This window comes from Neorhizobium turbinariae (genome assembly GCF_023223505.1).
GTDB lineage: Bacteria > Pseudomonadota > Alphaproteobacteria > Rhizobiales > Rhizobiaceae > Neorhizobium > Neorhizobium turbinariae.
The window spans coordinates 254230-277378 of sequence record NZ_JALPRY010000001.1 but is presented as its reverse complement, the minus strand read 5'-3'; the positions used below and the strand labels follow the sequence as shown (position 1 = coordinate 277378).

General features: G+C 61.5%; 19 protein-coding genes and 1 other RNA gene. 6 read left to right on the top strand and 14 right to left on the bottom strand.

The window, feature by feature from the left end:
• Window positions 1-11: 11 nt before the first annotated feature.
• The 9 genes from M0654_RS01300 to M0654_RS01260 all read right to left on the bottom strand — a co-directional run bounded on the left by M0654_RS01300 (window position 12) and on the right by M0654_RS01260 (window position 8257).
• Window positions 12-1757 (bottom strand): peptidoglycan D,D-transpeptidase FtsI family protein, encoded by a 1746-nt coding sequence (locus M0654_RS01300; protein ID WP_118849977.1) that lies wholly within the window; start codon window positions 1755-1757, stop codon window positions 12-14.
• On the bottom strand, window positions 1757-2221 hold the full coding sequence (gene ftsL / locus M0654_RS01295; protein ID WP_118849978.1) for a cell division protein FtsL: 465 nt from the start codon (window positions 2219-2221) through the stop codon (window positions 1757-1759). The genes M0654_RS01300 and ftsL overlap by 1 nt, the downstream gene beginning before the upstream one ends.
• A 3-nt stretch (window positions 2222-2224) precedes the next feature.
• Window positions 2225-3250 (bottom strand): 16S rRNA (cytosine(1402)-N(4))-methyltransferase RsmH, encoded by a 1026-nt coding sequence (rsmH, locus tag M0654_RS01290; protein WP_248681492.1) that lies wholly within the window; start codon window positions 3248-3250, stop codon window positions 2225-2227.
• Between the two features lie 14 nt (window positions 3251-3264).
• The gene (gene mraZ, locus M0654_RS01285) at window positions 3265-3699 is read right to left on the bottom strand and encodes a division/cell wall cluster transcriptional repressor MraZ (RefSeq protein WP_248681491.1); all 435 of its coding nucleotides are present in this window, start codon (window positions 3697-3699) and stop codon (window positions 3265-3267) included.
• A gap of 430 nt (window positions 3700-4129) precedes the next feature.
• Window positions 4130-4568, bottom strand: an RNA gene (gene rnpB, locus M0654_RS01280) — RNase P RNA component class A.
• Window positions 4569-4608: 40 nt separating this feature from the next.
• The gene (locus tag M0654_RS01275) at window positions 4609-5805 is read right to left on the bottom strand and encodes an NAD(P)/FAD-dependent oxidoreductase (RefSeq protein WP_248681490.1); all 1197 of its coding nucleotides are present in this window, start codon (window positions 5803-5805) and stop codon (window positions 4609-4611) included.
• Window positions 5806-5869: 64 nt separating this feature from the next.
• Window positions 5870-6508: a lytic transglycosylase domain-containing protein gene (locus M0654_RS01270; RefSeq protein ID WP_248681489.1), complete on the bottom strand. Its 639-nt coding sequence runs from the start codon at window positions 6506-6508 to the stop codon at window positions 5870-5872.
• Window positions 6509-6749: 241 nt separating this feature from the next.
• A complete protein-coding gene (locus M0654_RS01265; RefSeq protein WP_248681488.1) occupies window positions 6750-7511 on the bottom strand; it encodes an N-acetylmuramoyl-L-alanine amidase in 762 nt (253 codons plus the stop codon).
• The gene (locus M0654_RS01260; protein WP_248681487.1) at window positions 7508-8257 is read right to left on the bottom strand and encodes a J domain-containing protein; all 750 of its coding nucleotides are present in this window, start codon (window positions 8255-8257) and stop codon (window positions 7508-7510) included. Before M0654_RS01260 ends, M0654_RS01265 begins: the two co-directional genes overlap by 4 nt.
• Before the next feature lie 398 nt (window positions 8258-8655).
• Here M0654_RS01260 and M0654_RS01255 point away from each other — a divergent pair, with 398 nt between their 5' ends.
• From M0654_RS01255 to M0654_RS01245, 3 genes are all read left to right on the top strand, one after another.
• On the top strand, window positions 8656-9867 hold the full coding sequence (locus M0654_RS01255; protein ID WP_248681486.1) for a pyrophosphate--fructose-6-phosphate 1-phosphotransferase: 1212 nt from the start codon (window positions 8656-8658) through the stop codon (window positions 9865-9867).
• A gap of 45 nt (window positions 9868-9912) precedes the next feature.
• Window positions 9913-10548, top strand: coding sequence for a hypothetical protein (locus M0654_RS01250; RefSeq protein ID WP_248681485.1), 636 nt, complete (start codon window positions 9913-9915; stop codon window positions 10546-10548).
• A gap of 122 nt (window positions 10549-10670) precedes the next feature.
• Window positions 10671-11795, top strand: coding sequence for a transglycosylase SLT domain-containing protein (locus tag M0654_RS01245; RefSeq protein WP_248681484.1), 1125 nt, complete (start codon window positions 10671-10673; stop codon window positions 11793-11795).
• 32 nt (window positions 11796-11827) lie between these two features.
• Here M0654_RS01245 and M0654_RS01240 read toward each other — a convergent pair whose 3' ends face one another.
• Window positions 11828-13177, bottom strand: coding sequence for a serine hydrolase domain-containing protein (locus tag M0654_RS01240; protein WP_248681483.1), 1350 nt, complete (start codon window positions 13175-13177; stop codon window positions 11828-11830).
• Between the two features lie 207 nt (window positions 13178-13384).
• Here M0654_RS01240 and M0654_RS01235 point away from each other — a divergent pair, with 207 nt between their 5' ends.
• The 3 genes from M0654_RS01235 to M0654_RS01225 all read left to right on the top strand — a co-directional run bounded on the left by M0654_RS01235 (window position 13385) and on the right by M0654_RS01225 (window position 16517).
• Window positions 13385-14173: a glycoside hydrolase family 25 protein gene (locus tag M0654_RS01235; RefSeq protein ID WP_248681482.1), complete on the top strand. Its 789-nt coding sequence runs from the start codon at window positions 13385-13387 to the stop codon at window positions 14171-14173.
• Between the two features lie 131 nt (window positions 14174-14304).
• Window positions 14305-15507 (top strand): lytic murein transglycosylase, encoded by a 1203-nt coding sequence (locus tag M0654_RS01230; protein WP_248681481.1) that lies wholly within the window; start codon window positions 14305-14307, stop codon window positions 15505-15507.
• Between the two features lie 92 nt (window positions 15508-15599).
• Complete coding sequence (locus tag M0654_RS01225; protein WP_248681480.1) at window positions 15600-16517, top strand: DMT family transporter; 918 nt, start codon at window positions 15600-15602, stop codon at window positions 16515-16517.
• A gap of 420 nt (window positions 16518-16937) precedes the next feature.
• Here the strand turns inward: M0654_RS01225 and metF are convergent, their stop codons facing one another.
• The 4 genes from metF to ettA form a co-directional block, all read right to left on the bottom strand.
• The gene (metF, locus tag M0654_RS01220; RefSeq protein WP_248681479.1) at window positions 16938-17825 is read right to left on the bottom strand and encodes a methylenetetrahydrofolate reductase [NAD(P)H]; all 888 of its coding nucleotides are present in this window, start codon (window positions 17823-17825) and stop codon (window positions 16938-16940) included.
• Between the two features lie 12 nt (window positions 17826-17837).
• Window positions 17838-18806 (bottom strand): ArsR/SmtB family transcription factor, encoded by a 969-nt coding sequence (locus tag M0654_RS01215; RefSeq protein ID WP_390919376.1) that lies wholly within the window; start codon window positions 18804-18806, stop codon window positions 17838-17840.
• Between the two features lie 165 nt (window positions 18807-18971).
• Entirely contained in the window at window positions 18972-21266 is a 2295-nt protein-coding gene (locus tag M0654_RS01210) for a methyl-accepting chemotaxis protein (protein ID WP_248681477.1), read from the bottom strand.
• Between the two features lie 215 nt (window positions 21267-21481).
• Entirely contained in the window at window positions 21482-23131 is a 1650-nt protein-coding gene (gene ettA / locus M0654_RS01205) for an energy-dependent translational throttle protein EttA (protein WP_248681476.1), read from the bottom strand.
• Between the last annotated feature and the right edge of the window lie 18 nt (window positions 23132-23149).

The window sequence follows — 23149 nt, the reverse complement described above, 5'->3', positions numbered from 1 at the left end:
ATTTGTAGTACTCAATAAGACACGAGCAGGGCAGAACCGTCCTTGCCGAATTTTGGTTTAACCCCGAGAATGGCTGCCGAGCGGCTGATGATGTCCTTCACCATGGGCGCCGCACTGGTGCCGGCAAGCGCTGCACCATTGCCCTTGTCGGTTTTCGGCTCATCGATGAAGGTCAACACCACGTAACGCGGGTTATCCATCGGGAAGCCGGCCAGGAAGGCGTTGAAGTTCTTGTCATGCGCATAGCGGCCGTTGACGACCTTGTCGGCCGTGCCGGTCTTGCCCCCGACGTTGAAGCCGGGCACGCGGGCATTGCGGCCCGAACCATTGACGCCGTTCCACTCAAACAGGAAGCGCATGTCCCGGCTGGTCGTCGGCTTCAGCACCTGCGTCGCAATCTGGTCGGCTTCTTCGCGGCTGCGCGGCAGGAATGTCGGCGGAATGTACTTGCCGCCATTGAGAAGTGCAGCACCCGCAACTGCGGTCTGCAACGGCGTCGTCGAGACACCGTGACCGAAGGAAATGGTGATCGAGTTGATCTTCTTCCACGTCCGCGGCTGGCTCGGCTGAGCCACTTCCGGCAGTTCGGTTTTCATCTTGGTGAGCAGACCAAGCTTTTCGAGGAACGCCTTGTGGCCCTCGATCCCGACGGCGTCGGCAATCTTCGCCGTGCCGATGTTGGAAGAATACTGGAAGATCTCGGGCACGCTCAGCACGCGGCCCTTGCCGTGGAAGTCCTTGATCGTGAAGCCGCCGATTCGGATCGGGAAGCGCGCGTCAAAGGTGCTCTGGAGGTTCATCTTGCCATCATCGAGGCCCATTGCCACGGTGAAGGACTTGAAGGTCGAGCCCATTTCGAACGTGCCGTTCGACATGCGATTGAGCCAGCCTTCCTCGCCGCCTTCGGCAGGATTGTTCGGGTCGAAATCCGGAACCGAGACCATGGCGAGGATTTCGCCGGTATGGGCATCCATGACCACGCCACCGGCGCCAAGCGCCTGGAACTTCTGGATCGCGGTGGTTACAACCTCGCGAACAATCGCCTGCACACGCACATCGATGGACAGCTTCACCGGCTCAAGCGGCTGGCTGGAGGTCATGCCGACGGCAGCGAGATCCGCCAGGCCCTGGTTGTCGACGTAACGCTCCATGCCGGCAACGCCACGGTTGTCGATATTGACGTAACCGACAACGTGGGCGGCGGTCGGCCCACCGGGATAGAAACGGCGCTTCTCGGGACGAAAGCCGATGCCCGGGATACCGAGGGCGAGGATCTGGCTCTGCTGCTTCGGCGTCAGCTGACGGCGCAGCCACTGGAAGCGGGAATTAGACTTGAGCTTGGAATAGGTGCCCTTCACGTCGAGGTCATGCAGCACTGTCGACAGTTTCTCGATCACTTCGTCCGCATCGACAATCTTGTGCGGCTCGGCAAACAGCGAGACCGTGCGGATGTCGGTGGCAAGAACCTCACCATTGCGGTCCACCAGATCGGGACGCGACGCGAGCAGCCGGTCGGGCGGCAGAATGCTCGATGTCGTGAGCGGCTCGGCCATGCCGTATTGCACAAGGCGCCCGCCGATCACGCAGTAGAACACCGTGAAGCCGGCAATCAGCAGCCCGACGCGGTTCTTGGCCTGGGCCGACTTCTTCTTGCGCGTACCCTGGAAAGAGGCGCCAGCCGAGGGAGCACTGCCGCGACCGCCAGTGTTGAAATGGGCGCGGCTCTTCAGGACCATGATGCGGGAAAGGAAAGACATTAGCGTTTCACCGATCCAGTAGAGATTGCTTCAACGTTGGGACGGCGCGCAATCGGCACCGGAATCTTCGACGCGGGATTAGCCTTTGCGGCAGCAACGCCCTTGAGGGCCTTGGCAACTTCGCTGTTCTTGCCGGCAATGATGTCCTCGATCGTCGTCTCCGGCTGCGGCAGGGCCGCGCGCATCATCGGAAGTTCCTGCGGCATCGCCAACTGCGTAGGCTCTGTCGGAACCAGCTCGAGTTCCGCACTATAGGTATTGATCAGCCGATGCAGCCGGTTCGGCTGGGTCAGCAGTGCCCAGTCTGCCTTCAGAAGGTCGATCGTGTCCTTCTCAAGCCTGATTTCCTGCTCCAGCCGGCGCACCTCGGCAAGCTTCTCATCAGCACGATGCTTGATGGTGTAGGTCACCACCGCGGTTGCGGTCATGATGCCGATCAGCACGAGATCAAAGCTACGCAGCATGTCTCAGGCTCCCATCTTAGCTAGGCTTGCGAGATCAGGAAGATCGAAGATCGACAGGTCGGCGGTACGCGCTGCTGCCTCGGTTCGGACGCCGGCGCGAAGCTTGGCGGAGCGGGCCCGCGGGTTTGCTTCCGCCTCCTCGTCGCTTGCCGCGATCATCGACTTGCCAAGCGTTTCGAAAATGGCGGGCTTGGCTTCGACCATCGGCAGGTGCCGCGAACCGGATGCCTTGCCGGAACGGTCGGAGAAGAACTGCTTGACGATGCGATCTTCCAGCGAATGGAATGTCACCACCACGAGACGACCGCCGGGCTTCAGGGCACGCTCGGCGGCAAACAGTGCCTGCGCCAGTTCGCCCAGTTCGTCGTTGACGAAGATCCGCAGCGCCTGGAAGACGCGGGTCGCCGGGTGGATCTTGTCCTTCGCCTTGCGTGGATTGACGCTCTCGATGAAGTTGGCGAGGTCCCGGGTCGTCGTGAATAATTCGGAAGCGCGGCGCTTTTCGATGGCGCGGGCGATACGCCCCGCCTGCTTTTCCTCGCCCAGGAACCCGAAGATCCGGATCAGGTCACCGACCTTGGCGCGGTTGACGACGTCAGCGGCCGAGACACCCTGCCCGGACATGCGCATGTCGAGCGGGCCGTTCTTCTGGAACGAGAAGCCGCGCTCAGCCTCGTCGATCTGCATTGAAGAGACACCGATATCGAGCACGACTCCATCGAGCCCCGCAGCCGGCGCATGATCGGCCAACCGCGAAAACTCCGACTGGATGAGATGAAGATGACCACCACTCTGGGCCACCAGCGCCTGCCCGGCTGCAATCGCCGTCGGATCGCGATCAAGCGCGATCACATCGGCACCGGCGGCAAGCAGGGCGGACGTGTAACCGCCCGCCCCGAATGTGCCGTCGAGGATGATCTTGCCGGGTTGAGGCTCCAGCGCCTCGATGACTTCCCTCAGGAGAACCGGAATGTGACGAACCGGTCCGCCACCGGCCTCGGTTATTCCGCCGCCAGAATTCGCCCCCATTCCGCACTCCCGTCCTAGCCTGGACGCGAACTCGAGCGCCCCTCTCTTGCCGCCGCCTGCGCCTCGTGGAACGCCTGCGGCTGCCAAAGCTGAAAATGATCCGAGCGCCCGACGAAGGTGACTTCCGTGCTGATTCCCGTGAAGTCGCGGATGAAATCCGTGACCATCAGCCGGCCCTCCGCATCGAGCCTCATGAAGACGCCGCCACCGTGAACGAGCAGCGACATCCGGTTCGCTTCCACCGAGAACGGATCGACCGAGGCGATCTGCCGCTCGTAGCGATCGAGCAGATCCGGACCTCCGACGCTCACGGCCGGAAAGATGAAATCCTGGAGACAATACAACTCCTGAATCCCACGCTGCGAAAGAACCGCACGGAAACCCGCCGGGACGGAGACCCGTCCCTTCGCATCGATTCTGTTCGTCGCGTTCGACAGGAAGCGGCTCATCACGCCAAACATCCGCCCCGTTGCATCGATGGGCGAAAATCCGCCCCTCCAGCACTTCCAACCAAGACAAAGCTTCGCCACGCGCAGGGCCGATAACTCGCCCGGCGATGAAGCCGAAACTCTGGGATTGGCGGGCGCTTATTCGCCCCTTTGAAGTGCGATTTTGGGATACCATGGGACCATATGGGCGTCAATGGGAATGGCCCCGCTAGCCGCTCCCAAGCCTGATTTATTTATAAGCTGTTAAGTTTAACAAAGGGTTATCAGGCATGATGCACAAACTGCCTCTGCAGTCCCCGCCAAACCCACTTGAGGCATGTAATAAGCCAATGATCCGGCACGCTTATTAGCGATGCTGTGGATAATCTCAATCGCCCGCCGGACAGCCTCTGCGGTACACGGTTATGCGGTCATTGGAGGAGGAGAGGTAAACGCCAGTTGGCCTGTAAGCCGGGTTCTGTATGGCCTCGGTGCGAACACCGAAACGTGGCAGCCATTCATCTGGGACGACATTTGCATGCCGCCTCACGCAACCCACCCGGATGACTGGCCCGGAAACCGGCTGTAGCCCAGGCCGAGGCCTGGACCCACGTCATCCCTATTCGGTCTTGCTCCCGGTGGGGTTTACCTTGCCGCCGCTGTTACCAGAAGCGCGGTGGGCTCTTACCCCACCCTTTCACCCTTACCCCGCTAGCTCTGCCGCTTCTCAACAAGAGCGGTACAGCAAGCGGGGCGGTTTCCTTTCTGTGGCACTTTCCCTGGGGTCGCCCCCGCCGGACGTTATCCGGCACCGTGATTCCGTGGAGCCCGGACTTTCCTCACCCTACCGCCTTTCGGCATTGGTAAAGCGCGGCTGCCCGGCCAACTGGCAGCCGGTCAATAACGGAGGCAGCTCGAGATTACCAGAGGCTAGAGGTAATCGGCGCGGAAATCCGTTTCGGCCGCATAGGCGTCGTCGATGATACGTCCGTGGTGAACCAGTTCGGCGCCCAGCCGGCCAATCTCGTCGGAACTTTTGGCCGCCGCGCCGCAGCCGCCGCTGAGAACGCCGATGCGGTCCGCCTCCGTCATGGCAATGGCCGGGTAGCCCGTCGGCGTGAAGGAGGTGACACAGGCCGCCATGAAAGACCGTGACAGGTCGAGCTCCGGCATCAGCGTCCGCATGACTTCAGTCAGATGCCGTTTGGTGCCCTCGCGCCCGCCGCTCTTGAACCAGGTACGGATCTCCGACTCCGTCGGCAGGAGTACATCATCCGGATCGCCGCCAATCTTGATGTAGAGCTTGCCGTCCGGGTAGCGGACCGGCGGAAGGAGATAAATCCCCTCATCGGCTTCGCTCCATTTCCAGATAAGCGACGGGACCGAGCCCCAGGCGTCGAAAGTCTGCTGGTCGATCTCGAAGAATGCCACCGTGCGGGCATAAACCTTCAGATCAAGACGTCGCGGCAAGAGATTCTCGTTAATGGAAAAACCACCGGCGGCGATCAGCACCTTGTCGGCCTGATACGTCTTGCCCTCGACCGTCGAGACGGTGGCGAAATCCCCCTCTTGGCGGACGCTTGAAACAGTCTCCGGAATGATTGCTGTGCCCTGCCGCTCGGCAAGCAGGACCTGCGCGCTCACCAGCCTTCGCGGATTGATGTTGCCTGCCCGCTTTGCTTCCCACACCCCCTGGCTGCCAGTCGGAAAGGAGAAGTACGGAAATTTCGCTGCAAGCGCATCGTCCAAAACCGTTTCCGTCACCACATCGAGGCGCCGCGCGGCGTCAAGGATCCTGGTGACATAGGCCGCATCATTTTCCGGCTGCGGGCCAACGAGAAGGCATCCGGTTTCGGAATAGAAGTCGATGCCGCTTGTTGCGGCAATCTCTGCGTAGCGATCGATGGAGCGATTGGCGAGGCGCGCCCAGACCGGATCGGGGTCGATCGTCCTGGTAATGCGCGCCTCGTCATAGTGGCTGGCGAAGACGCCGTCATGGCGTCCGTAGTCCGCCGGCTCACCGGGACCGATCAACGCAACGCCATCGGTCCACTTCGACAGGTAACGGGCGGCGGCGGTGCCCATCATTCCCCTGCCGATTACGATACACCGGTATCGCGTCGCCATCTTTCAACCCTCTGCAGCATGACATTCATGCTGTCTTTCTAGAGGGTTCCGGCGACAACCGGAATCAAAATATCATCGGCGTCGAGGTCGGATATTTCAGCGGCCGCACATCAAACGCGAGTGACGAACCGGAGGAAGGCGCCGTTTGCTTTTCCTTTTCCAAGATCGCCTGCACCTTGGCGCAGTAGCGCTTGGAAACCGGGTTCATCTTCTTGGCGGCGTGGCCCGCATTGTACTTGAGGATCGTGCCGCAGACCTTGCCATCGCCGCGATCATGGGCGCCGGCGAGATACTTCATGCCGTAGCGAATGTTGGTTTCCGGGTCGAAGAGGCCGTGGTCAGGACCTTCGTAACCCATCTGGCGCGCCGTGGCCGGCTTGATCTGCATCAGGCCGATTTCGCCGGCGCTGCCCTTCACCGTCGGTCGGAAATTGCTCTCCACCTGAACGACGGCATGCGCGATGCCAACCGGAACGCCATAAAGTTCAGCATACTGGGTGATCAGTTTGGTGTAGTGGACGCGGCGCACCAGACGGCGGTCAACAGCCGTGGGAGCAGCAAAGCCGGTTTCGCGGGTTTCCCACGGAATGATCAGAGGCTTGGTATAGACACGGGCTTCGCCGCTGTCTTCAGCGCGCACAACTTCCCCTCCCGCGATCAGCATGGCAAGGCCAGCCGCGGCAGCAACAAACATGGTCTTCATTGAGTACAACTGTCTCCGGTACAACAGGCTCGCGGATGTCGATACGCAGACATCCTCTCACCGCGTCACCGGTAGACGGCGCGGGGCTTCACGAAACCTGAACGTTTATCTTTGCAACCCCGTCCTACTGTGGTGGCCGCACGAACGGTCTCTTTTAGAACCAGCTAATGCGGTCAGGATGTGGCAAGGGGGATTTTTCGGCCTCAGGCGACGGAACCAAACCGCGCGCTGCTCGTTCAAACTAGTTGAACTTCGGCAGCGCCTTCAGTAGCCGATGCAGCGTGTCGATCGTCGAGAAATCGGCGATCCCATCCACCAGCTGCGGACGGAAATGGCGCTGGAAGGCTTCCACGACGCCCTTGGTCCGTTCACAAAAAGTACCAGAAACTTCAATGGCGTAGCCGTATAGCGACAGCATCGATTGCAGCGCCTCGATCGGCTGCCCGCTCTCACCATACTGGAAAAACCGCCCGCCGGTGATTTGGGTCGGAGCGATCCAGTGGCCAATCCTGTCAAGGTGCAATTTCTCCCAGGGGAAATTTTCGCCGGGGTCGACCTTGCGAATGGGTGCCACATCCGAGTGTCCGAGCACCCGTTCAGGGGCGATCTTCCAACGTGTGCCGCAATCAAGACACAATTCAATCACCGCCTGGATCTGCGCATCCGGAAACGGCGGCAAACCACCGGGATGGCCGGGATTGGCTATCTCGATCCCGATTGAGCACGAGTTGATATCCGTCTCACCGGCCCATTCGCTCTTGCCCGCGTGCCAGGCGCGGCGCGCCTCCGGCACGAGTTGGTCGATGCGTCCGTCTTCATGGATGAAGTAGTGGCTGGAGACCTGGCTCTCGCCGTTGCAGAGCCAGGCGAGCGCCTGCCCCGCCGTCGGCATGCCCGTGTAGTGCAGGATGATCATATCCGGCTGCCGGCCGCCGGCACGTTCGCCGTGGTTGGGAGAAGGACAGACCGTCGCGCCGGAAAAATCGGCGGAAAATGCGGTCATGCTGCGCGGCGCTCTTTCTCGATAGCCGCATAGGCAGCATTGAGTGCAGCCATCCGCTCATTGGCGGCAGCATGCAGGGAAACGGGCACGCCACGCGCAATCAACCGGTCCGGATGATGCTCGGAGACCAGCAGCCGGTACTGCTTGCGGATCTTCGGGAAGTCATCTTCCGGCGACACACCGAGGATGAGGTAAGGGTCCGCACCGTCAAGATGGACGTGCCGCGCCATGATCCTGCGGAAATGCGCTTCGTCGATCCTGAAGATCTCGGCAATGCGTCCGAGGAAGACGAGTTCCTTCTCGTGCACGAGACCATCGGCCTTGGCGATGTGGAACAGCCCATCAATGACGTTTTCCAGCATCGGGCAGTTGTCGACCTTGCCGGCACCCGGGCTGCAGAGGCCTGCGAGCTTCGTCGCGTACGCCTCGTAGCCCGCAACGTCCTGGCGCGCGAGATTGTAAAGGCGCGCGACGTTGCGTGCTTCCTCATCCGGGAAATCGAAGATCTGCTGGAACGCCTTCACTTCCGCCTCGGTCACGATACCATCCGCCTTCGCCATCTTGGCCGAGAGCGCAATGATGGCGACAGAGAATGAAACCTGCCGACGCGTTTCTGGGTCGCCCTCAAAGACGGTCCGGATCGCCTCGACTACGCGGCCGAGCACGCCGCCCGCGGCGTCGCCAACGGCGCCGAGAAGACGTTCCCAGAGGGAGGAAAATTGGAGGCATGCAAAATCGAAAATCATATGCGCAGTGGACCAGAGATTCTTTACTGTTGCAAGACGCCCAAAGGCGCGTATCAGATTAAACTCTGTTCATGTTTTCCGAATAATCGACGGTCTTCCCACAACCCTTTCCGCCGCCTGCAGAGCCCGATCATGAACGTGTTCTTGCCCGGAAGAACCACGGGGATTCGCTCCGGTTCCCGTTGACGATGTCATGGACCTCGCAGCTGGACGCTTCACTTGGCACCCGCGACCGATGAGCCGCATTCAAACGATTAAGTCGCATCGACCAGTCATCAACATCTGCTCGATACCGCGAAATACCGGTTTTCGTTGAGAAATCCGCTTTACAGACGGCGCGTGGTATCGCATCCATTTGGCTTGGAACGTGTCATGCGCGATGGCGTCAAGGAGGAACGATGGCGAAGCAGAAAGTTGCAATGTTGACCGCTGGGGGCCTTGCCCCGTGCCTGTCTTCAGCCGTCGGAGGCTTGATCGAACGGTATTCGGACGTGGCGCCTGAGATCGAACTGATCGCCTATAGATCCGGTTACCAGGGGGTGCTCCTCGGCGACAAGATCGAGATCTCGCAGGACATGCGCGAGAAAGCCTACCTCCTGCACCGCTATGGCGGCTCGCCGATCGGCAACAGCCGCGTCAAGCTCACCAATACGGCCGACTGCGTCAAGCGCGGCCTCGTGAAGGAAGGCGACAATCCGCTTCAGGTGGCAGCCGATCGCCTGGCCGCCGATGGCATCACCATTCTCCACACGATCGGCGGTGACGATACCAACACCACGGCGGCGGATCTCGCCGCCTATCTCGGCGCCAATGGTTACGACCTGACGGTCGTCGGGCTCCCCAAGACGGTCGATAACGACGTCGTGCCGATCCGCCAGTCTCTCGGGGCCTGGACGGCCGCCGAGGTCGGCGCACATTTCTTCGACCACGTTTCCAACGAGCAGAGTGCCGCACCTCGCACATTCGTGATCCACGAAGTGATGGGTCGTCACTGCGGCTGGCTGACAGCGGCGACTGCGCGTGCCTATATCCAGAAGACCAAGGACAATGAATATGTCGAGGGCTTCATGATGAACACGTCGATGAAGAACATCGACGGGATCTATTTGCCGGAAATGGCGTTCGACCTGGAACAGGAGGCGGCACGCCTCAAGGACGTCATGGACAAGCGCGGCTTCGTGACCCTGTTCGTCTCGGAAGGCGCTGGGCTGGAAACCATCGTCGCCGAGCGCGAGGCAGCCGGCGAAGCGGTGCCACGCGACGCCTTCGGCCACGTGAAGCTCGACACGATCAATGTCGGCGGCTGGTTCCAGAAGCAATTTGCGGCCCTCATCGGCGCGGATCGCTCCATGGTTCAGAAGTCGGGTTACTTCGCCCGTTCGGCGCCCGCCAATGCAGACGACCTGCGTCTCATCCAGGGCATGGTCGACCTCGCGGTCGAAAGCGCACTGAACAAGGTGTCCGGCGTCACGGGCCACGACGAAGACCAGAATGGCAAGCTTCGGACGATCGAATTCCCACGAATTAAAGGTGGCAAACACTTCGATCTAAATGCAAAATGGTTTGCGGAAGTGATGGACCATATCGGCCAGCCCTTCCAGGCAGCGTAATCAATGGCATAGCGGACGGCATGGCGGCGGTCCGGGAGGTACGAGATGACGATAGAAACCTTGCTCGCTTTCGCCGCGACGACCATCGCGCTCGTCCTCCTGCCGAACCCGACCGCCTGTGAAGCCGCCCTTTTTGCCACCCAGAAAGGTCGCAAGACCGCGATCCTGACTGTGCCAGCCTGCGCCGTCGGCCTTTCGACAGCACTTGTTCTGGCTATGGTTCCGATGGCGCTCATCGCGCTTTTTGCCCCGAGCCTTCTTGCCGCCCTCGCCTGGGGCGGCGTCGGCTATCTCATGCTTTACGTGCTCTGGTCGCTTCAGGACCCGCGCGTCTGCGGCCTCGCCGCCGACAACGACAACCTGCCGCAATATGGCAGCACCCGGATCTTCAGCAATCTTGTCCAGCGCACGGCGATCGCGCCACGCTACATCGTCGTCCTGGCTGCCGTGCTGGCGACGGTCATCGAGCCGCGCCTCCCCCTCCTTCCCCAGCTGCTCGAACTGCAGTCCGTCTTCCTCGTCTGCGCCGTCATCGCGATGAGCGTGCACATCGCCTTCCCCCGTCGCCTGCTCGGCCGCAAGCGTCGCCTCGGATCGCTCAGTCCCGCCCTGGGCAAGCCGCGCGCCCAGTTCATTTCGCGACGTGCTGTCTCCGCAGGCTACCGCCGGATCGCCGCCTGACCCCCCTCTGCCGATCAGCATGGCGATCGGTCTTGCCGGATGCCGCCCAATAGGTTAATGAAACTTCGCTTTTTGTTAAGGCGTGGGCGGACGGTGGTAACCAATTCCATGAAAGTGACCTGATGGCGAAGATCTGGATCCTCGGTCAAGGAACTGTGCTCGCATGCGCGGTAACCTCCCTCCTGGCTGGTTGCTCGAGCGTCGAACGGGAAACCAAGCTGGCGACAAATGCGCCGGCAGCAGGAGCCCAGAATACGGCTTCCGGCCCGCAGCTTGCGCAGATGCAGACGACCGGAACGGGCGCCCAGACAACAGTCACTCTTTCCAAGACAGTCCGCCTCCCGATCGCCGTTCCGACCGAAGCCGAAGTCGCCACCGCCCAGGAACAGGCAATCGCCGCCCCCGAAATGGCCGCCCAGGTTGCTCTTGCCGATCCGGCAGCGGATGCGACGACGCAGCAGGTGGCCCAGGCTCCAGCCGCCGCACCAGCAACCTCGACACTTGTTGCCTCTGCCCAGGCCGCACCGGTCGCAGACTGGCATGCACCGGCAACCTCCACCATTCTTGCAGCCTCGCGCCAGCAGCCTTCGTCCACCGCAAAGGTTGGCCGTCTCGTCTCGACAGACGTCGCCCCGGGCGTTGCCGAGGGCAAGATCCAGCCGGCAGCCGCCGCGGCCATCGCGCTCGATGAACCAGAACTGACTCCCGACATGGTGGCGCTGCAGCGCGTGGTGCCGACGCCGCGCCCGGATCGCCCGACCATCACGGCAGCTTCCGCGCGCGCACCTTCTTCGGCGACGCTTGCTTACGCGTCCGCTCCGCATGCGGTCGCATCGCTGAAGGCCATGGAATTTCCGCCCGCACCCGACCCGCTGCCTGCAAGCGCGGCCAATGCCACGCCGGAGTTGATGAAGCTCATCAAGCGTTATTCGGGCCTTTACGGCGTGCCGGAATCGCTGGTGCACCGCGTCGTGCATCGCGAAAGTAAATATGATCCGTCGGCCTACAACAAGAACGGCTATTGGGGCCTGATGCAGATCAGCTACCCAACGGCCAAGTCGATGGGTTATGAAGGCCCGGCCTCCGGTCTTCTTGATGCCGAAACCAACCTCAAATATGCGATCAAGTATCTGCGTGGCGCGTGGCTCGTTGCAGACAACAAGAACGACCACGCCATCAAGCTTTATGCGCGCGGCTATTACCATGACGCCAAGCGCAAGGACATGCTGCACGTCCTCGAGAAATAGCAGCAACCTCTCTCAGCAGTTAGAACGGCGCCTCAGGGCGCCGTTCCCGCTTTCGCGGCAGCCTCTATGAGCCCTGCCAGCTTGTAGCCGAGCGTCCTTGGCGTCAGGCCAAGCCGCACCACGACCACATCCAGCGACGGAATGACGACGACGCTTTGCCCGTCATGTCCGTCGAGCACGAAGGTGTCCGGCGGAATGCCATCGCCTCCTCCCGGAAGCCAGGTCTGCATTTTCGAATAGCGGCCGTTGGAAGACCCATTCGGCTCATGCATCAGCCGGACGAAATTCTCCGGCAGGATCCTGTTGCCGTTCCAGACGCCATCGCGGGCCAGGAACAGGCCGAACTTCGCCCAGTCGCGTGCGGTGGCATACATGTAGGAGCTTCCGGTAAAGGTCCCGGCCGCATCCGTTTCCATCACCGCGCTCGTCATGCCGAGCGGCCCGAACAGGGCCAGGTGCGGATAAGCGAGAGCTGAGACGCGATTTCCGATCCGGTTCATCCAGATCTTCGAGAGCAGCACGGCGGTGCCCGAGGAATAGTTGAAGCGCGTGCCCGGATCGGCCTCCAGCGGCTGGTCGGCGGCATAGGCCGCCATGTCCGGCTCGAGGAAGAGCATCCGCGTCACATCGGCAACCGAGCCGTAACCTTCATTGAAGGCAAGCCCGCTTTCCATCGCCAGGAGATTGGCGACGGTAATCTCGGCGCGCTGGTCATTGCGCCACTGCGGAAACAGGCTCGTATCCTCAAGCGACATCCGGCCATCACGCACGAGCGTGCCGATGATCGACGCCGTTACCGTTTTCGTCATCGACCAGCCGAGCAGCGGCGTGTCCTTGCTGAAGCCCGGCGCATAGGCTTCCGCAATGATCCTGCCGCCCTTGACGACAACCACCGCCCGCATGCCGGGCCCGACAAGTGCGGGATCTGCCAGTTGCTCAGTCAACCGAGCGTCAGGCTCGATGGCGGCCCCCTCCGCCCACAACGCATTGCCGTCCACCGCAACTTCGTCATTCACCGCCAGATGCGGTAGCGCAGTCGTCCTCTCGTCGGGGGTGACCGAGCAGCCAAGCCCCTCCCGGTAAACCGCGTCATTGCCGCCGATAAAGCCGAGGATCGCGGCATGCACCGTCTTCTCGTCCTCGTCGACCGATACGCGCATCAGCCGCAGGAGCGGATGACCCGGCGCCTGGACATCCACTTCCAGCACCTCTTGGCTGTCGCGATTGGCAAGGAACACATTGGAGCAGACGATCTTGGCGGCATAACCGCTACCGACACGCAGGAGTTCGGGCGGCGCCACATAAAGCCATGTCACGCCCGCAACCAGCGCAACGGCGGCAACACCCGCACCGAGCTTCAAGATGCGCTTCATCGACCTCATCAACATCCCCCCGTTAAGCTCGCATGCAATCAGGATTCTCCCTCATGCGGAAGTGCCTAACGCTCAAGGAGACCCGTTGCTCCCCAAACCTTGTTCGCACATGACCTTGCCCTTGACCGTATTTTCAGACGTTATGGCGCTCGCGAGCCACGCGCATGCTTCGTCTGGCAATGTCGTGTTCCCTGCGGCCACCAATTCAGGATCTTCATGCCTCGATTTCTTATCGCCCTTCTTGCGACGACAATGATCGGGCTGACCGGCTGCACGTCCACCAGCTATGACTTCGGGCAGACCACATCGCTCAAGAAGATGCGCTACGGCGACCGCGATCCGCAGGATTTTGGCAGCAACCATCCAGGCAAGCACGAGGTCCATGGCATCGACCTTTCCAAATGGAATGGAACGGACATCGATTGGGCGGCTCTGAAGAAGGCCGGCGTCTCCTTCGTCTTCATCAAGGGCACCGAAGGCAAGGACCGCATCGATTCCGCCTTCCGCACCCATTGGCGCAATGCGGCTGCCGCAGGCATCCCGCACGCGGCCTACCACTTCTATTATTTCTGCTCGACGCCGGAGGAACAGGCCGACTGGTTCATTGCCAATGTGCCCAAGGAAGCAAACATGCTGCCGCCGGTGCTCGACATGGAATGGAACCACGCTTCCCCCACCTGCAAGCTGAGGCCCGATCCTGAAACCGTGCGCGACGTCATGCGCCGTTTCATGAACCGGGTGGAGACGCATTATGGGCGCAAGCCGATCATCTACACGTCGGTGGATTTCCACCGCGACAACCTCGTCGGCGCTTTCAACGACTATCACTTCTGGCTGCGTTCGGTGGCAGCCCATCCGAGCGCTATCTATCCGGGCCGCCGCTGGACCTTCTGGCAATATACATCGACGGGCTTGATCCCGGGCGTGAAGGGCGAGCTCGACATCAACGTCTTCTCCGGTTCTGCAAAGCACTGGAATTCCTGGGTCGCCGCCGCCAACAGATAAGCCAGATGCCCCAACTGCATCTGGCGCTTGGTCCGTGCTTGCGATAAAACGCCGCGATTGCCGGCCGCCCATGTTTTTGTCACGAATGTTTTGGAGATGAGGCGGTGCCAAACCTAGTTCAGGAACGCCTTATGTACGCTGCTTTTGCTCGTCGTCTCGCCATAACTTCCCTTGTTTCCGCTTGCCTTGCCTCGACGGCGCTTGCCCAGGCACCCGCCCCCGCCTGTGGCGGTGATCTTTCGACCTTCCTGGAGGGCGTTAAGGCCGAAGCCATCAGCATGGGCATTCCCGCCAGCGCAGCCGATGAAGCCTTGGCCGGCGCGCAGATCGACCCGAAGGTCCTTTCCCGCGACCGCGCCCAGGGCGTCTTCCGCCAGACCTTCCTTGAATTCTCCCAGCGCACGGTGAGCCAGGCCCGGCTCGATATCGGCCGCCAGAAGATGAAGCAGTTCGCCGATGTTTTCGCACGCGCAGAGAAGGAATTCGGCGTACCTGCGGGCGTGATTGCCGCATTCTGGGCGATGGAAACCGATTTCGGCGCCGTCCAGGGCGACTTCAACACGCGCAACGCGCTTGTTACGCTGGCGCATGATTGCCGCCGGCCGGAGCTTTTCCGCCCGCAACTGCTGGCGCTGATCGAGATGGTTCAGCACGGTGACCTCAACCCGGCCACCAACACCGGCGCATGGGCTGGCGAGATCGGCCAGGTCCAGATGCTGCCGAAGGACATCATCGCCTTTGGCGTCGATGGTGACGGCGATGGCCATATCAACGTCAAGGCGAGCGCACCCGATGCGATCCTGACGGCTGCCAGGTTCATCCAGAGCCTCGGCTTCAAGGCTGGCCAGCCGTGGATCCAGGAAGTGACGCTGCCCCAGACCCTGCCATGGGACAAGAGCGGCCTCGGCAATGAGATGCCGGCGGCGGAGTGGTTCAAGCTTGGCGTGACACCGCGCGATGCCAACACCAGCTTCGGTGACCTTCCCGCTGCGCTCATCCTGCCGCAGGGCCGCAAGGGACCAGCCTTTCTTACCTACCCGAACTTCGCGATCTACCTCGAGTGGAACAAGTCGTTCATCTACACGACCTCAGCCGCCTATTTCGCGACCCGCCTCTCAGGTGCCCCGCCCTACCAGAAAGGCACCCCGGATGCGGGCCTCGATGACGCGGGCATGAAGGCGCTGCAGACCAAGCTCCAGACGCTCGGCCATGATGTCGGCAAGATCGACGGTATTCTTGGATCCGGCACCCGCGTTGCCGTGCAGAAGGAACAGGCGCGCCTGGGACTGGCGGCTGACGGATGGCCGACCGCGGATCTGCTTTCCGCCCTGTAAGGCAAATACATGGGAAAGCGCCGCCCCGATGCAAATCGGGTGGCGCTCCATAGGTTCTGCGTTATTGCCCACCTCGAACGGAGGGACACCGCATGACATCGACCGCCATCACCAAGCCGAGCACCGGCACCTGGGCGCTCATCTTTCTGCTCGGATTGATCTGGGGCGGCTCGTTCTTCTTTGCGCGCGTGGCTGTCATGGAGATCCCGCCCTTCACGCTCGTCTTCCTGCGCCTCGGGCTCGCGGCACTCGCCCTTCACCTCTACCTCCACGGCGGCCACGACCTTTATGGCGTGCTGCGCACCCATTGGCGATCCTTTGTCGTGATGGGCCTCCTCAACAACGTGCTGCCGCACACGATGATCTTCTTCGGCCAGACCGAGATTGGCGCAGGGTTGGCCGCCATCCTGAATGCCAGCACGCCGATGTGGACCGTGCTCATCGCCAACCGCCTCACGTCGGATGAAAAGCTCACGCCGCTGAAGCTCGCCGGCTGCATTGCGGGCATGGGAGGCACGGTCGTGATGCTCGGTCCAAGCGTCACCTCCGCCACCTCCGCGCCGCTCTGGGCTCTGGCGCTGCCCGTCCTCGCCGCGATCTCCTATGGCTTTGCGGGGACCTATGGGAAACGCTTCCGCGGCCTTCCACCGCCGGTCACCGCCGCCGGACAGCTCACCGCCTCGACGCTGATGATTCTGCCCGTGTCGCTCATCATCGACCAGCCATGGACGCTGCCCCTGCCCTCGACCAGCGCGATTCTCGCCGTCCTCGGGCTTTCACTGGTCTCAACAGCCTTTGCTTATTTCCTGTTCTTCCGAATCCTCGCCACCGCCGGCGCCACGAACACCTCGCTTGTGACGCTGCTCGTGCCGCCAAGTGCGATCATCCTTGGCGTCGCCTTCCTTGGAGAACACCTGCAACCCACCGACCTTATCGGCATGCTGATGATCGGATTCGGGCTGATCCTGCTCGACGGAAGGGTGCTGTCGCGGCTTCGAAATGCAGCGTGACCTGTGCGAAACGGCACAAAAAGCTCACGCATTGTGTCTGCAGGTTACATTCAAACAGTTTTAATTTACCGCCGCACCACGACCGTTGAGAAAAAATTACGACCGCAGAACAGCACCTTAGCGGGCAACGACAGGATTTTCCGCGGCCAGCGCGCTGCACCGCAGCACAGTTTCCGCTTCCCCCGTGACACAAAAGCGACATACACTTTAACAGTCAACGCAAGGAGGCAGACATGGGACGTACATACTCTCTCAATGTCCTGGTAGTCGGTGCAGCGTTTGTGTTCGTGGCATCCATGCTCTTCATTTGAGCGCCACGCGAGCAACTACCCGGTCACGACTTGCATCCATGACCGTTTGATAATCAGCACTTCCAGTGAAAGCGCATGCTCCTTCCATAGGGCATGCGTTTTTTAGTTCTCAGGCAGCGACCGTGCGTGGCGCCCGTGCCTTGCCTCGGCCGAGACGATCCATCACGGCAGAGACGAGCGGCACCCGGTTCATCGTATAGATATGGAACTCGTGAATGCCGCGTCGGCGCAGGTCCTCGATCTGTTCGGCGGCAATATCGGCCGCCACCTCCGCCCGCTCTTCCGGCTTTTCATCCAGCCCTTCCAGACGTTCATCAAGGAAGGCCGGAACGGAGGAACCGCAACGCCGGGCAAAGCGCTTCAGCTGGGCGAGGTTCTGGATCGGCATGATGCCGGGCACGATCGGAATGTTGACGCCGGCAGCGCGCACCTTTTCCAGGTAGCGCTCGAAAACGTCGTTGTCGAAGAAGAACTGCGTCAGCGCACGGTTGGCGCCCGCATCCGCCTTGCTCTTCAAGGTCGCGATGTCCTCAGCCAGATCCCGGCTTTCCGGGTGCTTTTCGGGATAAGCCGACACGGAAATATCGAAGTCGCCGTATTCGACCAGCGCCCGCACGAGGTCAGCCGTCGTGGAATAACCGTCGGGATGCGGCGCATAGGCGGTGCCGATACCCGTTGCCGGGTCGCCACGGAGCGCCACGATCCGGCGTACGCCGGCCGCCCGCAGGTCCTCGATCACGGCACGGGTTTCCTCGCGCGAAGCATCGACGCAGGTCAGGTGTGCCGCGGTCGGCAGGTGCATCTCGCCCACCATGCGGGAGACCGCCGCCAGCGTCGGCTCCTTGGTGGAACCGCCAGCACCATAGGTCATGGTCACGAAATCCGGCTCCCAGACCGACAGGGCTTCCACTGCCTGCCAGAGCTGCCGCTCCATCTCGTCCGATTTGGGCGGGAAATACTCAAAGGATACGCTGAAGTCTTCGCGGGATGCGTTCATGGGTTCAGCTCCTCAAACGGTTTCGGATTCGGCAGGCGTATTGGTTGCAATCAGCAGCCGGCGGTCTCGGGCAAGCCAGACGGTGGCGGTCAGGCCACCCTCGCGTTCGGAGGCGAGATCCACGGCCTTCTCGACCTCAAGACCGTATTTCTCCAGCCACTCGGCCATGGCCTGGTGCGAGAAGCCAAGCCGCACATGGGCATGTTCGTCGCGCAGGTATTCGAGATCATGCGGCGCCAGATCAACGATCAGCAGCCGCCCGCCCGGGCGCAGCACCCGCGCAGCTTCGGCAATCGCCAGTTCTGGCTGGTCGAGATAATGCAGCACCTGGTGAATGGTGATGAGATCAAAATCCTGCCCTTCGAGCGGCAGGTTCAGGATATCGCCGTGACGCACGGATGCCTTGACGACCCCTTCCTTGTCGAGGTTTGAGCGGGCAACCGCCAGCATGTCGCGGCTGGCATCGACGCCGACGGCCCGGCGATACAACGGCGCCAGCAGTTGAAGGATGCGGCCCGTGCCGGTGCCAAGGTCAAGCAGGGAATCGACCGGCGTGGTGCCAATCAGCTTCAGGAGTGCGGCTTCAACCGCCTCATCGCTCACCTGCAGCTTGCGCAGTTCGTCCCAGGCAGACGCGTTGCGGCTGAAATAGGCCTGCGCCCGCTCTGCCCGCAGCCGCTTGACGCTGGCAAGCCGCTCGCTATCACGGCTCAAGACCGGATCGTCTTCCGAAGCCGCTGCAAGCAGCGTGCGCACCAGCGCAGCCGCCTTGCCTTCCTGGCGGATGCGGAAATACGCCCACGCCCCTTCCTGATAACGGTCGATCAGCGCCTCTTCAGCCAGGAGTTTCAGGTGACGCGAGATGCGTGGCTGCGACTGCCCGAGGATTTCGGTGAGGTCGGTGACGGTGAGGTCGCCGGCAGACAGGAGCGCCAGAAGCCGGAAGCGTGTCGGCTCCCCAGACGTCTTCAGCACATCCACCAAACTATCCAGCGACAGACCCACGGGCACACCTCATGCAATCAACATATAAAGATATGTTTATATGAATGCCGCGGTCAGCGCAACCGGCTTTCTGTCGGCAGCCCTAAAACAGGAAAGGCGGCCCGAAGGCCGCCTTTCTCAGAAGCAGAGGCTAAGGTTCTCTTAGAACTCTTCCCACTCGTCCACCGACTGGGCGACCGCGACATTGCCGCGAGCAACCGGTGCACGGCTGACAGCCGGGCGGGACGGTGCTGGCGCATAAGCCGGTGCGGCCGGTTCTGCCGCGGCACGCATGCGGGCTGCCGTCTGGCGCAGTTCGCTGACGGCGCTGCCCAGCTGGAACTGCGACAGCAAGCCGCTGAGCCGGCTGCTTTCCTGCGCAAGACCTGCGCCGGCAGCGTTCATTTCCTCGACCATCGCGGCATTCTGCTGCGTCGCCTGGTCCATGTGGTTGACGGCAGTGTTGACCTGGGCAAGACCAGCGGACTGTTCCTGCGCAGCAGTCGCAATCGCATCCATATGAGCGTTGACGGTCTGAACCAGCTGCTCGATTGCGCTCAGCCCCTCGCCCGTGTCGCTCACGAGCTTCACACCTTCGCCAACGGCAACCGCGGAGTTCGAGATCAGAGCCTTGATCTCCTTGGCGGCGTTTGCCGAACGCTGCGCCAGTTCACGCACTTCCTGTGCAACGACGGCAAAGCCCTTGCCTGCATCACCAGCGCGTGCGGCTTCAACGCCGGCGTTGAGCGCCAACAGGTTTGTCTGGAAAGCGATCTCGTCGATGACGCCGATGATCTGGCCGATCTGCTGCGACGACTTCTCGATCCGCTCCATGGCGGCAACGGCGTTGCGAACAACCTGGCCGGACTGGTCGGCGTGGGCGCGAGCATCCCGCACGACATTGCGTGCTTCGGCGGTACGCTTGGAGGTCGCAACCACGTTCGACGTGATCTGCTCCAGGGCTGCAGCGGTTTCTTCGAGCGAAGCTGCCTGCTGTTCGGTGCGCTTCGACAGGTTGTCGGAGGCGTCCGAGATTTCCTTCGAGCCGCTGGTGACGGTCGAAACGGAGTTGCCGACGCTGAGGAGTGCTTCGCGCAGTTGGCGAACAGAGGTGTTGAAGTCGTGGCGCAGGCCTTCGAACTGCGGAGCCAGCGGCTCGGTCACTTCGCAAAGCATGTCACCACTTGCCAGGCGGCGAAGGCTTGCAGCCAGCGCACCGGTCGCCTGGTTGAGGCGAGCTTCGGCGTCGGCCTCGGACTGGCGCTGCATTTCTGCACGCTCGGCTTCCGAACGACGGCGGGAATCGGCAGCTTCGGCTTCCAGCTGTGCATTGCGGATTGCAGCTTCGCGGAAGACTTCGACCGAGCGGGCCATGTCGCCGATCTCGTCCTTGCGGGTGACGAAGGGGATCGCGCTTTCGGCATCGCCGGCGGCCAGGGCCGTCATGCGCTCACCGATCGTGCGGATCGCACGGGACAGGATGCGGTTGATGCCGACAGCCAGGCCAACGGCGACGATGACGAAGCCACCAAGCGCCCCGAGGAACAGCAGCAGCGACGAGTAAGCGGCATCCAGCTTGTCACTGGCAAGCTTCGTCACAGCATTGGCGTTTTCGGACAGCAGATCAGCGACAAAGTCACGGCGTTCCGCCATGGCCTTCACCCAGTTACCGAAATCGGCAGGCGCTGGCATGTAGCCGGCATTCTTCGACATGTCCGCGACCGTCTTCTGGATCAGCGTGCCGGTCGGCGACTGCATGAAGGCGTCGAACTTGGCAACGGTGGCCGGATCAACGAATTCGCGAACGCCGCGCTCGTAAACCTTGACCTGCATGAGGCCGGAGGCGAAGCGGAAGAACTCGTCACCGTTGAGGCTGCCGTTCTTCGTGTACTGCTGGCCGATACGGTTGAAAATGAGGTAGCCTTCGTTGAACTGAAGGAAGGCGTGGTAGCCCTGCAGCGCGTGCATGAGCTCGCGGTCTTCCATCAGGTTACCGGCGCGCGACGTCACGCCGATTGCGGCGGTCGACAGCGGCTGCATGTAGATCAGCGACATCATCGTATCGACCGGGCCGGAGTCTACCGCAGTGCGGAACTCGGCGAGCTTCGAATAGCGGTCGTCGACCTGCTTCTTGATGTCGGCCAGGAACGTGTCGTTCACGCCGTTTGCGACGAGGGCGGCATAGGCGTCCGCGATTGCCTTGTAGGCATCATCGGTTCTCTTGCGTGCAGGAAGGCGCGCTTCGGGTGCGGCAGCGCTTTCAACCGGCAGAGCCATCATCAGTTCGCCGCCAGCGTTACCCAGCCGTTCAAGCAGCGCCGCGCGCGAAAGCTTGTCGTATTCCCGATAGCTATTGACCGTCGCCGTCACACCAAGCACGCCAACCGCGACAAGCGGCACTGCCGCCAGCATGAACAGCAGCACCCTGAAAGAAAGAGAGCCGAAAAATCTAGACATTATCCCACCTTATCATTTCCACGGCAGCGGAGGGGCTCCGCCACCGTACCCGGGCAGGAACCTAGACCTAAGTTGATAATGAAATACTTTAAGCTTCTAGGAGTATTGAAGGGTAAGATCTTGTAGTGCCAGGGTGACGCTGTCCGGGCCAGCGAGGCAAGAAAAAAGGCCCCGCCGTGGGGCGGAGCCTTCTGTCATTGTAGCTGTCCCGAGCCTTAGCGGGTCAGGCGCTTGTAGGCCTGGCTGCCCGGGTTCAGCGCATCGGGACCGAGGCGACGGATCTTGTCCTGCTCGTAATCCTCGAAGTTGCCTTCGAACCATTCCACGTGACCGTCACCTTCGAACGCCAGGATATGCGTAGCGAGACGGTCAAGGAACATGCGATCGTGGCTGATGATGATGGCGCAGCCGGCGAAGGCTTCGAGCGCGCTTTCCAGCGCACCGAGCGTTTCGGTATCAAGGTCGTTGGTGGGTTCGTCGAGCAGCAGCACGTTACCGCCAGCCTTCAGCATCTTGGCAAGGTGCACACGGTTGCGCTGGCCGCCCGAAAGGTTGCCGACCTTCTGCTGCTGGTCGCCGCCCTTGAAGTTGAAGGCGCCGCAGTAAGCGCGCGAGTTCATGTCGAACTTGCCGAGCTTGATGACTTCGGCACCGCCGGAGATTTCTTCCCAGACAGTCTTGTCCGGATCGAGCGAGTCACGGCTCTGGTCGACATAACCGAGATGCACGGTGTCACCGATGCGGATCGCACCGGCATCCGGTTTTTCCTGGCCGGTAATCATCTTGAACAGGGTCGACTTGCCGGCGCCGTTCGGGCCGATGATGCCGACGATGCCGCCCGGCGGCAGCTTGATCGACAGGTCGTTGATCAGCGTGCGGCCTTCGAAGCCCTTGGTGATGTTTTCAAGCTCAATGACGACATTGCCGAGGCGCTCGGAGACCGGAATGATGATCTGCGCGTCGCCCGGCCGGATGTTTTCAGCCGCATCGACCAGTTGTTCGTAGGCCTTGATACGAGCCTTGGACTTTGCCTGGCGCGCCTTCGGGCTGGATGCGATCCACTCCTGTTCGCGAGACAGGGTCTTCTGGCGACCGGCTTCTTCGCGGGCTTCCTGCAGCATGCGCTTTGCCTTGGCCTGCAGGTAGGCCGAGTAGTTGCCTTCGTACGGAATGCCACGGCCACGGTCGAGCTCGAGGATCCAGCCGGTGACGTTGTCGAGGAAGTAGCGGTCGTGGGTAATCATCATCACGGCGCCCGGATAATCGCGCAGGTGCTTTTCAAGCCAGGCGATCGTCTCGGCATCGAGATGGTTGGTCGGTTCGTCAAGCAGCAGCAGGTCAGGCTGCGACAGAAGCAGGCGGCAGAGCGCGATACGGCGACGTTCACCACCCGAAAGGTTGGTGACGTCCGCATCCTTCGGCGGGCAGCGCAGCGCTTCCATCGCCATCTCGACCTGCTGTTCGAGGTCCCAGAGGTTCTGGCTGTCGATGATGTCCTGGAGCTTGGCACCCTCTTCCGCCGTCTCGTCGGAATAGTTCATCATCAGCTCGTTATAGCGGTCGAGCACGGCCTGCTTTTCGGCGACGCCTTCCATGACGTTCTCGAAGGCCGTCTTGCTCGGGTCGAGCTGCGGCTCCTGCTCAAGGTAGCCGACGGTCGCGCCTTCGGCGAGCCAGGCTTCACCCGTGAACTCCTTGTCCTTGCCTGCGATGATGCGCAGCACGGTCGACTTACCGGCACCGTTCGGGCCGAGGATACCGATCTTGGCATCAGGGTAGAAAGACAGGTTGACGTTTTCGAGGATTTTCTTGGCGCCGTAAGACTTGTTCAGTCCCGACATATGATAAATGAACTGGCGTGCCATCGATAAAAACTGCTCCGG

What these genes read in the sequence shown, in the direction of transcription:
- M0654_RS01300 (WP_118849977.1), bottom strand. Translation starts at nt 1,757, where the DNA reads ATGTCTTTCCTTTCCCGCATCATGGTCCTGAAGAGCCGCGCCCATTTC.
- ftsL (WP_118849978.1), bottom strand. Translation starts at nt 2,221, where the DNA reads ATGCTGCGTAGCTTTGATCTCGTGCTGATCGGCATCATGACCGCAACC.
- rsmH (WP_248681492.1), bottom strand. Translation starts at nt 3,250, where the DNA reads ATGGGGGCGAATTCTGGCGGCGGAATAACCGAGGCCGGTGGCGGACCG.
- mraZ (WP_248681491.1), bottom strand. Translation starts at nt 3,699, where the DNA reads ATGAGCCGCTTCCTGTCGAACGCGACGAACAGAATCGATGCGAAGGGA.
- M0654_RS01275 (WP_248681490.1), bottom strand. Translation starts at nt 5,805, where the DNA reads ATGGCGACGCGATACCGGTGTATCGTAATCGGCAGGGGAATGATGGGC.
- M0654_RS01270 (WP_248681489.1), bottom strand. Translation starts at nt 6,508, where the DNA reads ATGAAGACCATGTTTGTTGCTGCCGCGGCTGGCCTTGCCATGCTGATC.
- M0654_RS01265 (WP_248681488.1), bottom strand. Translation starts at nt 7,511, where the DNA reads ATGACCGCATTTTCCGCCGATTTTTCCGGCGCGACGGTCTGTCCTTCT.
- M0654_RS01260 (WP_248681487.1), bottom strand. Translation starts at nt 8,257, where the DNA reads ATGATTTTCGATTTTGCATGCCTCCAATTTTCCTCCCTCTGGGAACGT.
- M0654_RS01255 (WP_248681486.1), top strand. Translation starts at nt 8,656, where the DNA reads ATGGCGAAGCAGAAAGTTGCAATGTTGACCGCTGGGGGCCTTGCCCCG.
- M0654_RS01250 (WP_248681485.1), top strand. Translation starts at nt 9,913, where the DNA reads ATGACGATAGAAACCTTGCTCGCTTTCGCCGCGACGACCATCGCGCTC.
- M0654_RS01245 (WP_248681484.1), top strand. Translation starts at nt 10,671, where the DNA reads ATGGCGAAGATCTGGATCCTCGGTCAAGGAACTGTGCTCGCATGCGCG.
- M0654_RS01240 (WP_248681483.1), bottom strand. Translation starts at nt 13,177, where the DNA reads ATGAGGTCGATGAAGCGCATCTTGAAGCTCGGTGCGGGTGTTGCCGCC.
- M0654_RS01235 (WP_248681482.1), top strand. Translation starts at nt 13,385, where the DNA reads ATGCCTCGATTTCTTATCGCCCTTCTTGCGACGACAATGATCGGGCTG.
- M0654_RS01230 (WP_248681481.1), top strand. Translation starts at nt 14,305, where the DNA reads ATGTACGCTGCTTTTGCTCGTCGTCTCGCCATAACTTCCCTTGTTTCC.
- M0654_RS01225 (WP_248681480.1), top strand. Translation starts at nt 15,600, where the DNA reads ATGACATCGACCGCCATCACCAAGCCGAGCACCGGCACCTGGGCGCTC.
- metF (WP_248681479.1), bottom strand. Translation starts at nt 17,825, where the DNA reads ATGAACGCATCCCGCGAAGACTTCAGCGTATCCTTTGAGTATTTCCCG.
- M0654_RS01210 (WP_248681477.1), bottom strand. Translation starts at nt 21,266, where the DNA reads ATGTCTAGATTTTTCGGCTCTCTTTCTTTCAGGGTGCTGCTGTTCATG.
- ettA (WP_248681476.1), bottom strand. Translation starts at nt 23,131, where the DNA reads ATGGCACGCCAGTTCATTTATCATATGTCGGGACTGAACAAGTCTTAC.